Annotated in this window: 12 protein-coding genes and 1 tRNA gene; 10 read left to right on the forward strand and 3 right to left on the reverse strand. The window is 55.2% G+C overall.

Annotated elements, in window-relative coordinates:
- The 10 genes from HMPREF2527_RS04000 to HMPREF2527_RS04040 form a co-directional block, all read left to right on the forward strand.
- The coding region (locus HMPREF2527_RS04000; RefSeq protein ID WP_070506534.1) for a DUF6318 family protein at window positions 1-710 on the forward strand (710 nt) is incomplete at its 5' end.
- 259 nt (window positions 711-969) lie between these two features.
- Window positions 970-1,734, forward strand: coding sequence for a DUF6318 family protein (locus HMPREF2527_RS04005; protein WP_080974517.1), 765 nt, complete (start codon window positions 970-972; stop codon window positions 1,732-1,734).
- A gap of 307 nt (window positions 1,735-2,041) precedes the next feature.
- Window positions 2,042-2,812 (forward strand): DUF6318 family protein, encoded by a 771-nt coding sequence (locus tag HMPREF2527_RS04010; RefSeq protein ID WP_070506538.1) that lies wholly within the window; start codon window positions 2,042-2,044, stop codon window positions 2,810-2,812.
- A gap of 248 nt (window positions 2,813-3,060) precedes the next feature.
- Window positions 3,061-3,813, forward strand: a complete 753-nt coding sequence (locus HMPREF2527_RS04015) for a DUF6318 family protein (RefSeq protein ID WP_044150524.1) — start codon at window positions 3,061-3,063, stop codon at window positions 3,811-3,813.
- A gap of 40 nt (window positions 3,814-3,853) precedes the next feature.
- The gene (locus HMPREF2527_RS04020) at window positions 3,854-4,642 is read left to right on the forward strand and encodes a DUF6318 family protein (protein WP_044150526.1); all 789 of its coding nucleotides are present in this window, start codon (window positions 3,854-3,856) and stop codon (window positions 4,640-4,642) included.
- A gap of 106 nt (window positions 4,643-4,748) precedes the next feature.
- A complete protein-coding gene (locus tag HMPREF2527_RS04025; RefSeq protein WP_070506541.1) occupies window positions 4,749-5,516 on the forward strand; it encodes a DUF6318 family protein in 768 nt (255 codons plus the stop codon).
- Between the two features lie 312 nt (window positions 5,517-5,828).
- Entirely contained in the window at window positions 5,829-6,113 is a 285-nt protein-coding gene (locus HMPREF2527_RS09955) for a DUF6318 family protein (RefSeq protein WP_256387616.1), read from the forward strand.
- A complete protein-coding gene (locus HMPREF2527_RS04030) occupies window positions 6,013-6,420 on the forward strand; it encodes a DUF6318 family protein (RefSeq protein WP_256387617.1) in 408 nt (135 codons plus the stop codon). The genes HMPREF2527_RS09955 and HMPREF2527_RS04030 overlap by 101 nt, the downstream gene beginning before the upstream one ends.
- Before the next feature lie 174 nt (window positions 6,421-6,594).
- Window positions 6,595-7,299: a DUF6318 family protein gene (locus tag HMPREF2527_RS04035; RefSeq protein ID WP_012903689.1), complete on the forward strand. Its 705-nt coding sequence runs from the start codon at window positions 6,595-6,597 to the stop codon at window positions 7,297-7,299.
- A gap of 173 nt (window positions 7,300-7,472) precedes the next feature.
- Window positions 7,473-8,342: a DUF6318 family protein gene (locus tag HMPREF2527_RS04040; RefSeq protein WP_070506544.1), complete on the forward strand. Its 870-nt coding sequence runs from the start codon at window positions 7,473-7,475 to the stop codon at window positions 8,340-8,342.
- A gap of 207 nt (window positions 8,343-8,549) precedes the next feature.
- Here HMPREF2527_RS04040 and HMPREF2527_RS04045 read toward each other — a convergent pair.
- From HMPREF2527_RS04045 to HMPREF2527_RS09865, 3 genes are all read right to left on the reverse strand, one after another.
- Window positions 8,550-8,622 (reverse strand) — tRNA-Glu (locus tag HMPREF2527_RS04045).
- A 285-nt stretch (window positions 8,623-8,907) separates the two neighbouring features.
- Window positions 8,908-11,100 (reverse strand): LPXTG cell wall anchor domain-containing protein, encoded by a 2,193-nt coding sequence (locus HMPREF2527_RS04050; protein WP_070506547.1) that lies wholly within the window; start codon window positions 11,098-11,100, stop codon window positions 8,908-8,910.
- 572 nt (window positions 11,101-11,672) lie between these two features.
- The coding region (locus HMPREF2527_RS09865; RefSeq protein WP_246824767.1) for an LPXTG cell wall anchor domain-containing protein at window positions 11,673-12,051 on the reverse strand (379 nt) is incomplete at its 5' end.

The following is a 12,051-nucleotide window of genomic DNA, read 5'->3' on the forward strand; positions in this document are numbered from 1 at the left end:
TGACTGCGTGCGCTAGCGATATTCGCCCGCTGGCTGATGGCTCGGCGTCTAACTCTACTTCCGGTTCTGCTAGTGCATCCGCGAGCGCTTCAGCTAGTGCCTCACCCAGTGCCTCGGCTAGCGCTTCGCCTTCTGCTTCTTCCGGCAAGCATTATAAGGGCCTCGTGAAGTTCGATAACTTCGAGAAGAACGGCGAGTACGTTCCGGCAACCGCCACTCATAAGGCGCAGAATGTGCCGAAGCCTCTCGTTCCGGCGAACATGAACGAGCAGAACGTTGACGGTATTTACGCGTTCGTTGGTTATTGGTTGGCGAGTTCCAACTATCTGCTGATGACCGGCGATACTGAGCCGCTGCAGAAGGTTGAATCTGCGGATTCACTGCAGAATTACCAGAATTTGACGGTTGCCTATGAAAATAATGCGGGCTGGCTCTACGGTGTGGATAGCCCTATGACTCTTGAGTTGCTTTCTGATTCACCACAGAAAATTTCCGGTAGCAGAACTCGTTATGACTGGTTGGCGTACATGAACTACAGCGCCGATATGAAGATTCACATTGAAGGCAGCCCTGATGAACCTTTCATGGAGGATAGTTCGCGGGAACTGACGAAGGTTAGTGTGGAGTACAAGGACGGTAAGTGGATTATGGTCAGCAGTGAGGATGGCTCTTCTGCGACTGACTCTGCCGGCGGGTCTTCTTCTGTCTAAGCACCTACCCTATAGGTAAGGTCTAACGGCTTAAGATAGACTTCTCCCCCGCCTGCGGTAATGCACCGTGGGCGGGGTTTCTTTATGCCGGAACTCGGTGATGCTTTGCTGCGGTATTTAGGTTGCTTTGCAGCGGTATTAGGTTGCTTTGTCATCGGCGCTAAATGACGACCGCTGATGGGCATCTGTGTATTTGCCGGTATGATGGGGTTGTCAACTCACTCAATTTCCTTTGTTGACTTCCTATGAAAGGCTGATTATGACGAGCCCTTCCCCCATTTCTGCTGGTATGTCCCGCCGCGTGGCGCTGGGCGCGACCGGTGCCGGTGTGCTGGCTGCATTGACTGCGTGCGCTAGCGATATTCGCCCGACGGCTGAAGGTTCGGCGTCTAGCTCCGCTTCTGAAAGCGCCTCGGCCGCTGCTTCCGCATCTGCTTCTTCGGACAAGTCCTATAAGGGCTTTGTGAAGTTCGATAACTTCGAGAAGAACGGCGAATACGTTCCTGCCACTGCCGAGAAGAAGGCGCAGAATGTGCCCAAGCCCCTCGCCCCGGCGAACATGAACGAAGATAACGTTGATGGCATGTATGCGTTCATTGGCTACTGGCTGGCAAGCTTTAACTATGCGCTAATGACCGGTGATACTGAGCCGATGAAGAAGGCTGACCCTGCAGATGTGTATGTGAATGGTCTGCAGGAACTTACGATCATGTACGAGAACGATCTGGGCTGGATGTACGGTACGGATACCCCGGTTACTCTTGAGCTGACTAGTGGTTCACCGAAGAAGGCGTCCGGTAAGGGTACCCGTTACGACTGGCCGGCATACATGAACTACAGCGCCGATGCGAAGATTCACATTGAGGGCAAGTCTGACCAGCCCTTTAAGACCGCTTCTAGCCCGAATGGCAAGCTGGCGAAGGTTGCCGTGGAATACAAGGACGGTAAGTGGATTATGCTCACCGGCGATGAAGGCTCTTCTTCGTCGGCTTCCGCTTCTTCCTCTAGCTCTTCTTCTGTCTAGGCCCCACCATATCGGTTCCGGTCTAACGGTTTGAGGTAGGCTTCTCCCCCGCCTGCGGTAATGCACCGTGGGCGGGGTTTCTTTGTGCCGAAACTCTGCGAAAATTCTGCCGTAACTCTGCGGAACCCCAGGGTAGGAAACCCAGGGAACACCCAGGGGAAAACCCAGCGGATGTTCGGGGTCGGAGGAGGGGCGCTCGGGTACGCTTAACGTATATACATTGACGTACTACATGTGGTCTTTACCTGCAGGTTGTGAGCTTCGTGCTGACGGCTTTGGGGGTGAAGGATCCAACGAAGGACTTCCGATGACTACTTTCTTCACTCGACGTACTGCCCTGGGTGTTGCCGTTGCTGGCGCGCTTTCTGCGTTGACTGCGTGCGCTAGCGATATTCGCCCGCTGGCCGACAGTACCGGCTCGGCTTCTCCGTCGGAGGCGGCGACCGCCTCCGAAACTGCTTCCGCCGCAGCGTCTGCGAGCGCTTCTCCTTCGGCGTCTGAGAGTGCTTCTGCGAGTGCTTCTGCCGCTTCGGGTCTTCGCTCTTCGGGCAGGAAGTATAAGGGCATCATCACTTTCGAGAATTATGTGGAGAACGGCAAATATGTTGCGGCGACCGCTACGAATCCGGCTGAGAACGTGCCGAAGCCCGCGCCTCCTGAGAACTTCAAGGAGCACAGCGTTGATGGTGCGTACGCTTTCTTGAGTTTCTGGCTGGCGAGCTTGAACCATTTGATGATTACGGGTGACCCGGGCCCGATTGAGCTTGCTTACTATGAGGGCTACGCCTTGGAGAAGTATCCTGGCACGTTGAAGCTGTATGCGTCGGGTGCTGGTTGGGTGTACGGTACGGAAACTCCGTATATTGTTGAGCTACTGACTGATGCTCCACGTGAGGTGCCAGGCAGCGACAATACTCGCTTTATTTGGGAAGGCTTTTCCTATATGGACCCCAAGATGATACGGCATTATAGGAATCAGCCTGAGAAGGCGACGAGTGCTGATGAGTCGAAGAAGAGGGTGGCGAGGTTCCGTCTGGAGTACAAGGACGACAAGTGGGAGCTGTCTAGCGCCGCTTAGTTGCCGTCTGGCGGAGGGTTTCCTCTCGTGGTGATTTTTCATGTTATAAGACCCCGCACCTGGTAAAACGCTGGGTGTGGGGTCTTAATTTTCTGAACACTTGAGGTGGTCGCGGGGGCTAGGTGGTGGCTCTCGGGTAACCTTAAAAATATATACATTGACGTACTGATAGGTCTGTACGGGGTGCGCATGCCCGCCACGGTGTGTGGCGTGATTTGCTCTGTATTGGCTCCAACGAAGGGCTTCCGATGACTACCTTCTTCACTCGACGTACTCTCCTGGGCGTGGGTGCGACCGGTGTTCTTGCAGCGCTGACTGCGTGCGCTAGCGATATTCGCCCGCTGTCGCAGGGTTCCGGCGGTTCCTCTGGTTCGGCTTCTAATGCTGCTTCTGGCGCTACTTCTGGCGCGGCTTCCTCTTCTGTGAGCGCCTCGGCGTCACCTTCTCCTACCGATGATCACACGCCCGGCTCATACGTGGGCCCGATTAAGTTCAATAACTACGAGCGGAGCGGCACCTACATTCCGGCGAGTGCGGAGGCGCCGGCGCAGAACGTGCCGAAGCCTCTTATCCCGGAGAAGATGAAGGAGAACAGCCCCGAGGGTGCTTACGCTCTGATGGGTTATTGGCTTGCTTCCCAGAATTATCTGATTCTGACCGGCGATGTTGAGCCGCTGATGAAGGCGGATCCTGCGAAGGCTTTTTTGAGGAACTCTAGGACCATGATTAAGCTCTACGAGTCGGGTCTGGGTTGGATTTACGGTTCGGATCAGCCGTACAAGATTGAGATTGCGGAGAATGAGCTTCAGCCGGTTGCTAATAAGCCGGACCGTTACGAGTGGCTTGTGACCGTCGCGTATGACGCTGCCGCTAAGTACCACATTGAGGGTGAGCCTGATGCGACTATCGTTGAGGAGGAAAAGACGATTCCTCGCACGACGAAGTTCATCATGGAGTACAAGGAAGGCATGTGGCGCATGCTTTTGAACAACGATAGTTAGTTTCCCTCATCTTCTGATACGCACTACTTAAGGATTTTTCATGGCAGCTTTTCTTTCTCGACGTGCCGCACTAGCAGCTGCTACCGGTGCTGGCGCGGCTGCGGCGCTGACAGCTTGCGCTAGCGATATCCGTCCGCTGGCTGATAGCTCCGCCTCCGGTGAGGCTTCGGCCAGTGCCAGCGCTTCTGAGTCTGCGAGCCCTTCTGCTAGCGCCTCTTCGGGTGGTTCTTCTGAGAAGTCCTATCTGGGGCCGGTAAAGTTCGACAACTATGAGAAGAAGGGCGAGTATATCCCTGCGGATGAGACGCATAAGGCGCTGAACATGCCTAGGCCTCGACCGCCGGCAAATATGTACGAGAATACTGTTGATGGAGCTTACGCGGCCTATAGTTTTTATGAAGCAAGCCTCAACTACTTAGTACTTACCGGTGATGTTGAACCGTTGAAAGAAGCTGATCCTGTTGGCAAGGACGTCAAAGCTTTTCAAGGTTATGTAACTGTATACGAAACCAATGAGGGATGGTTTTACGGTTCGGAGAAACCGGTTCAAACTGAGATGCTAACCCCCCGGCCTGAAAAGGCATCGGGTAGCGACACCCTCTATATTTGGCCTATCAGATTTGTTAGGGATCCTAATGCGATGTCTCGCATTGAAGGGCGAGCAGATGAGCCTATGTTCCCTAGTAAGGCTTTGACTCCTGACCACGCCAAGCTGAAGTTGTCCTATAAGGACGGTAGATGGTTTTATGCCGCCACTAAGGGCGGCGAGCAGAGCACTCCAAGCCCAAGCGCTAAAGCATCGACTGAGGCTACCCCTAATAACGCCTAGAGCATCTTTGCAGAGTTCACCTTAGGGGTGAGGATCTACCTCACTTATAGGGTTAATAAGCTCCAGAGCTTCATCCCTTACCCTACTTATCATTTAAGGATTTTTCATGGCAACTTTTCTTTCTCGACGTGCCGCATTAGCTGCTGCTACCGGTGCCGGCGCGGTTGCAGCACTGACTGCTTGCGCTAGCGATATTCGCCCGCTGGCTGATAGCTCCGCCTCCGGTGAGGCTTCGGCCAGTGCCAGCACTTCTGAGTCTGCGAGCGCATCCGCCTCGGCATCTGCTTCAGCGACTGAGTCTGCTAAGAAGTCGTACAAGGGTACCGTAAAGCTCGACAAGTACGAGAAGAACGGCGAGTACGTTCCTGCCACGGCTGAGAAGAAGGCGCAGAACGTGCCGAAACCTATTGTTCCGGAGAAGATGAACGAGGCAACCATTGAGGGCATGTACGAGTTCCTCAGCTACTGGGTGGCAAGCTTCAACTACATGTTCATGACCGGTGATTACGAGCCGCTCAAGAAGGCTGACCCTGAAGGCCGCTATGCGAACGAGGGCAGCAATGCTGTTATCATCTACTCTTCCGGCAGGGGCTGGGTATACGACACGGATACGCCGGTTACCGTTCAGCTTCTGACCGACGCCCCGAAGAAGGTCGCGGGCGGACCCAACCGCTACGATTGGCTCGGACGCATCATCTATGACCCCAACGCGAAGATCCACATTGAGGGTCAGGACCCCGCTCCCCTAGTCGATGGATCCACTAAGAGCGAGGCAACCAACTTCGCGGCGGACTACAAGGACGGTGCGTGGTACATGCTCAGTGATGAGGATGCTGATGCATCCTCTTCCGAGAAGAGCAGCGCTAGCGCCTAAAACCCGCCTCTAAGCGGCTGGTTCTAAAAGTGAGGGAAGCTCTCGAATGCAGTTGAGGCTGCGTGCGGGAGCTTCCCCTTTACCTACGTGCGGTGGCGATGTTCCCTTATGCGTTCATGAGCGGACTTTGAACATGCATCAGTTCCTTCGGGTACGCTTAAAAGTACACTGACAAACCGTTTAGGGGTTCTCATGCCTACTTTCGTTACTCGCCGCACCGCCCTGGGCGTTGCTACCGCTGCCGCGCTCGCTTCCCTGACTGCCTGCGCCAGCGATATCCGCCCGCTGGAGGACCCGAGCGTAGTTGACCCGATGCGCCCTTACAAGGGTGACTTGAAATTCAATAGCTACAAGTCCACCGGAACCTACCGCCCCGCAAGCACCACGAAGAAGGCGGAGAACCCGCCCATGCCCGTTCCTCCTGAGAACATAAAGTCGAAGACGATCTCGGGCATGTTATGCGGCGCTGGGCTACTGGCTCGCAGCCCTGAACTATCTGACGGTTACCGGCGACGCTGCCCCGTTCAAGGACGTGGACCTAGACGGTATCTACGTACAGAAGATGAAGATATACGTAGACTTGTACGCGAAGGATGAGGGGTGGATGTACGGCACCGATACGCCGCTCTTGGCTGAGCTGATCGAAGAGACTCCACAGAAGGTTGACGATGAGCAGTACCGTTGGAAGGGTATTGGCCGTAACCATAAGGCCGCCGTTCTCCATTACGTACCGGAGGACAGGGATATTCACATTGCAGATACGAGCGGCAGCTCTGCTAATGATGAGGTCACTTTTGTGTTGAATTATCGGAACAATACGTGGATGGTCACCATTGAGACGAAAAGCTCTTCGACAGCTGCCCCCGACTCCTCGGGCGGAAGCAATTCTGGCCTCAATGTTTAGGATGCAGTGGCATAGACACCGACACCACGTACGCCTAACAAACAGCACTTTTCGTTAGCTAACGCAGTTTTTGTAGTATTTTCCCAGGTTTAATACCCAAGAAATCATAAACATATCCAAATACACTAAGGTACCCTGAAGTAGATGCACCGATAATCTATTGAAGGGTACCTTATGTCTACCTTCGTGACCCGACGCGCCGCCCTTGGCATCGCCACCACCACCGCGCTCGCCTCCTTGACCGCCTGCGCCAGCGATATTCGCCCGCTCAGCAACCAGAGCACGCCCGGGGAACAACGCTCCTACAAGGGCGAGCTGAAGTTCAACGGCTACGAATCACGCGGCACCTACGTTCCCGCAACCAGCTCGAAGAAGGCGGAGAATCCGCCCAAGCCTGTCCCTCCTGCAGAGATGAAAGCCAAAACGACGGAGGGCATGTACGCCGCCATAAACTACTGGTTGGCTTCTTTCAATTACCTTATGATTACCGGCGACATTGAGCCGTTTAAGGCTGTGGATATAAACCGAAACGATATCTACAAGGCCGAACCTTTCGTCGAATTTTATGAGAAGAACACTGGCTGGGTGTACGGTACTGATGCGCCATTCTCAGCAGAGCTGACCGAGGACGCTCCGCAGAAGGTTGACGAACAACAGTACCGCTGGCTGGGTGTTGGCCGGTATAACAAGGAAGCAAAGATTCACTACACAGATGGCAGGGAACTCACCATGGCTTCATTGAGTAGCGGCCCCGGTGATTATGAGTTCTTCTTTATCTTGGAGTATCAGGATGGCGCCTGGACGGTTCGGAATGAACCAGCCAAACTTACAACGAGCTCACCCAGCTCAAGCGCGAGCAGCTCCGGCACCTCCATTTAGAACCCCGGTCATATCGTAGTCGTGCGAAAATCTCTGTGCCCCGTGTTTTTCGTCATCTACCGCCGCTTTTACGGCGTTGAAGGCGCACACAACATTGGGCTGGCCGCTCCCCTGCGATATTCTGGAATTAGTTCAATACCGGCACATACTTTATTCACCTCAGAAAGAGCCCCATGTCTACCATGTATACCCGCCGCACCGCCCTGACCGCACTGGGCCTGGGCACCGCTGCACTTCTTGCCGCATGTTCCTCAAAGTCCTCCGAATCTTCAGCAACCGCGAGCGCATCCGCACCCGAGTCTTCGGCATCCGCGAGCGCTACCGCATCCGTCTCCCCCACCGCGGAGGCAACCACTACCGTTGAGCCTGGCCCCAGCATGAAGGGTGAGGTCGTTCTTGCCGACTACTCCTCCACCGGCACTTTTGAGCCCGGCACCAAGGAGCACAAGGCAGTGAACGTTGCGATCCCCGTGGAGCCGGCGAAGCTGCGTGAGAACAGTGTTGAGGGTCTGCACGCGTTCATTGCGTACTGGCAGGCTACCCTGAACTACCTGCTGCTGACCGGTGACGGTACCCGCTTCACGAACATTGACCACACCGGCGACTACTCGACCGTGGCTGAGTTTTTCCAGAGCATGTACGCTTCGGAGAGCGGCTGGGTTATTGGTTCGGAGCGTCCGATGGTTCTGTCGCTGACTGCTGACCGCCCGACCAAGGATACTCGCACCGGCTACTACACTTGGGCAACCGAGATGGTGATTGATGGTGCTGAGGGTGCTGGCGTGTACAGCAAGACTAATGATCGTGTGCAGCCGCTGACCGAGGTGTTCAAGTACCCGGGTAAGCCGGTGGCTGGTCAGGTTGTGGCGCACTACCAGGACGGCACTTGGCGTATGGTGCGTCGCGCTCCGGGTACTGCGTCTGCTTCGCCGGTTCCGTCGCTGAGCCCGAGCGTTTCGGCTGAGGGTACTGCGTCTGCAGAGGCGACTGCTGCAGGTTCGGCGGAGGCTACTACTGCTTCTGCTGAGGCGTCGGCACAGTAGATTCAGATCCCCTTTATACCGCTGAGAAGCCACATGTGTTTCGAGAAGCCACCATTATGGTTGCTTTTCGAAACACATGTGGCTTTTCGCCTTTATTCTTTGAGAGGCTCACTGCGCCGCCATAGAATCTAAAAGATCATCCGACAGATACAGACAGATATAAACAAAAAACCTTGATTCCGAAGAACCAAGGCTTTTTTCCTAGTGTGACCCCAACCGGATTTGAACCGGTGTTGCCGCCGTGAGAGGGCGGAGTACTAGGCCGCTATACGATGGGGCCGTGAGATTTACATCTCTTTTACCAGATCTCCCTGGCAACACATATAACTATACAGAGCTTCCCAGAAACAACCAAATCGAAAAGCGGTGAATTGAATCACATATTTTACACTGAGTGCAAGACTCACCGCCTAGGCTCTTTTCCAGCTATACCAGGCGATCCCCTGGCAGCTTCAACCACCACGGCACCACGCCTCCACCCCATAAAACGCCACAGCATCATCAAGGCACAAAAATGCGCCCCGCACAGTGTACGGGGCGCATCCGCTCAAACTAGAGCAAGAAACTATGCCTTACGGCGGCGAAGCACCATCACAGCGGCACCAGCAATCAATGCAAACGCACCGACAGCAGACAGGCTCAGAACATTCTGAGCACCGGTCTTAGCCAGCGAGCCCTTGCTCTGAGGCGCAGACTTGGTAGCCGAAGCGTTCACCTGAGCATCGGAGCTAGAGCCCTTAGGCTGCGACTCAGACTTCACCGAAGAAGAGTTCTTCAGCGGCGCGGTCTTCGCGGTGGTTCCCAGCTGATCGTTAGCGTCCTCAGCCTTCGACTGCTCACCCTTGGGCTGTTCAACTGCCGGCTTCTTTTCTACTGCAGCAGATGCGGAAGGCGATGCCGAAGCATTGGTCGGGAATGCCGGCTCGTCAGCCTCGTCGCGATTATCTGCATTACCGGCATCCTTCGCATCGTTAACAATCAGCGAAACAGCCGAATCGTAATTGCGGTTGGTAGCCACATCAGAACCAGCGGTGACGGTACCGAGCATGTAGCCCTGGCTGTACTGCATGGTGTTCGCCGGAACACGCAGAGTTGCCTCGAAGGAGTACTTGCCGGTGCGTGCGTTGTAGACAAACGCGCTCGCAGGAACGACAGTGGAGACCTTCTGAATGTTTGCCAGTTCGCTATCGGTCAGTTTGTCGTAACCCATCGACCATTCGCCTTCCTTGACGAGGAACAGGCGAATACCTTCTGCCGGGGGCTTCTCAAAGTCGTAGCCGGAGACGTGGAAGGTGTAGGGGCGGGTAATGTCGACGGTGCCCTCAGCGAAGTTCAGGGTGGGGTCAATCAGCACTGCGGTAGCCTGCTTCGGGTAGCCCTGGAAGGGAACCTTAGCGGGGTTAATGGTCGCGGTGGAGGTGAACTCACCCTCGGAAACCTCGGCGTAGAACTTCACGATGGAGTTCGGAACCAGCTTCTGCTGCGAGGAAGGAACAGCCTTGCCGTTACGATCCACGGTCGCCTTGGAGGTGTAGGTGTCGGTCATGGTGCCGTCGCCGGTCTTCGAGTTCAGCACGTAGGGCACAGCCGCGGTGGTGTTAGCGATATCCTGCTTGTCCACTGCGATGACGGAGCCGTCCTCGGTGACGGTCAGGTCGTTAGCCTTACCGCCGTTCATCTCAACCTCACCGATTACGCGGTCGGTCTTAGCGTCAAAGATAGCGATCTTGCCGGTACCGAAATCGGTCACGTACACCAGGTCGCGACCCTCGTCGTTCTCCATGGACAGCGCCTGGGTGCCGAACTTGACGAACTTCTTGAACGCACCGGTGGTCAGATCGTAGACGGAGATACCGGAGTTCACGCCATCCACACCCTGCGAGGAGACGTAAATTTCGTTCTCGGAGTGGTCAATAGTGACGTCAGAGGGGCGAACCTCAACGGAGGAGTTCTCGCCGCGGGTCTGAATAACCTGCTCGGTCTTGAACGTATGAGTGTTGATCACGAAGACCTTGCCGCCGGTGCGCTCGGGCACGTACAGCTTGTCGCCGTCAACGGTCATGTTCATGCCGATGTAGCGGGTACCGCCGTTGGGGGCGCCCTCCAGCTGCAGCTTGGTGACCTCGAAGGTCTTCATGTCGATTGCGGACACATAGTAGCGGCCGGTCACGAACACCTTGCCGGAGTTGTGGTCCACCAGCACAGAGCGGGGGTGCTCAATCCAGTTCGGGTCGCTCTCAGCGATACCGTGGTTAGTCCAAATCTGTTCCATGGTGTTCTGGTCGAACACGGACAGGGAGTTATCGGTGGTGTTAGTAACCCACACGGTGCCGGACACGTCATCAACAGTGATGCCGTACGCGGAAATGTAGCCAAATTCGCCGTTCTTATCCAGCTCGAAGGGAAGCGCCGCCACTTCTTCAATCTGAAGAGTGTCTGCGTTGACACGAGCAATGGTGGAGGCGAGGTCGCCGCGGGCACCCACACCGACCATCCAGATCTTGTTGGTCGCCTTAGAGTATGCAACCTGGTACTGGCCGGGCAGACCCTGGGTAATCTGCGCGACGGACGCGGAGGTGTCAACAACGCGGCTCAGCGATGCGGTGGAAGGAGCCGATGCGCTGGGGGTCGCGGTCTGGTTTGCGGTGTTCGGTGCTGCGAAGGAGGCAGGAATCATGGCTGCGCCGGAGATTGCGAGCGCGAGGGAGCCGACGGCGAGCCCCTTCAGTGCTTTGCCCGAGGAGGGAGTGAGGTTCAATGTGTGTCCTTCAAATGTGTAACGGAAGTGCTCACATGCCGCATGCGAATGCTAACGAGACACCCGTGAATATGCGGTGACATATTCGACGGCACGAAAAGCAGAAATGCAGGTAACGCATAAATTTACCTACCTTCTAATCCTCAATGTTTTCCCAGGAAAATACAAGCAGCGACGTGGGCGTGTTTTGTGTTTTTGTGAGTGATCCCCTAATTCGCCTTCAGTATCACGTGAAGGTTGAGGCGCTTCCCCGGTTTTTCCTTGCTCTTGCGGGCAAAAACCCAGGTCGCGAGGGGTATTGTGATGCTTTTATATTTACACATTAATGTAAATGTTTAGGTGAGGCGCGCCAGCGACATTCACCACGGGCCACACATTTTTTAACATTCAAAACCTATATTTTTACAAGCAAGTGCACATATATAAATATGCTTTAAAACCACCCACCCAGCATTAGCCCAAGCGGGCACGCAAAAGGCGGGTACTCCCTCCCCCAGATTCAAAGAATCCGAAAGAGAAAATACCCGCCTTCTCACGCGTTATATCGAGCTTTTAAGCCCGAGAGCTAAACGCTATGCCTTGCGGCGACGCACCACCAGAGCAGCACCCGCAATCAGAGCCACAGAAGCAAAAGCAACCAGCGGCATCACAGCGTTCGCACCGGTGTTCGCCAGAGCGCCACGCGAAGAACCAGCCTGCGAGGAACCTGCGTCGCTCTTAGCTACCGAGGAGCCACCGCCCAAATTATCGGAACCACCTGCGGAGGAACCACCGTTCTTCACAGCCGAACCCGACTTATCAGCCTTCACCGCATCCGGAGCAGACTTGGAGTCCTGTGCACCGGTCTTCGCGTCAGACTTCTTATCCTCAGACTTAACGTCCTCAGACTTCTTATCTTCAGCCTTCTTGTCCTCTACCTTCGGATCTGCAGGCTTCGGATCTGCAGGCTTC

The organism is Rothia sp. HMSC071B01 (genome assembly GCF_001808945.1).
Taxonomy (GTDB): domain Bacteria; phylum Actinomycetota; class Actinomycetes; order Actinomycetales; family Micrococcaceae; genus Rothia.

Excerpts from the sequence above, each read along its gene's own strand:
- HMPREF2527_RS04020 (WP_044150526.1), top strand. The coding sequence starts at position 3,854 with ATGGCAGCTTTTCTTTCTCGACGTGCCGCACTAGCAGCTGCTACCGGT.
- HMPREF2527_RS04035 (WP_012903689.1), top strand. The coding sequence starts at position 6,595 with ATGTCTACCTTCGTGACCCGACGCGCCGCCCTTGGCATCGCCACCACC.
- HMPREF2527_RS09955 (WP_256387616.1), top strand. The coding sequence starts at position 5,829 with ATGCGCCCTTACAAGGGTGACTTGAAATTCAATAGCTACAAGTCCACC.
- HMPREF2527_RS04040 (WP_070506544.1), top strand. The coding sequence starts at position 7,473 with ATGTCTACCATGTATACCCGCCGCACCGCCCTGACCGCACTGGGCCTG.
- HMPREF2527_RS04010 (WP_070506538.1), top strand. The coding sequence starts at position 2,042 with ATGACTACTTTCTTCACTCGACGTACTGCCCTGGGTGTTGCCGTTGCT.
- HMPREF2527_RS04015 (WP_044150524.1), top strand. The coding sequence starts at position 3,061 with ATGACTACCTTCTTCACTCGACGTACTCTCCTGGGCGTGGGTGCGACC.
- HMPREF2527_RS04025 (WP_070506541.1), top strand. The coding sequence starts at position 4,749 with ATGGCAACTTTTCTTTCTCGACGTGCCGCATTAGCTGCTGCTACCGGT.
- HMPREF2527_RS04005 (WP_080974517.1), top strand. The coding sequence starts at position 970 with ATGACGAGCCCTTCCCCCATTTCTGCTGGTATGTCCCGCCGCGTGGCG.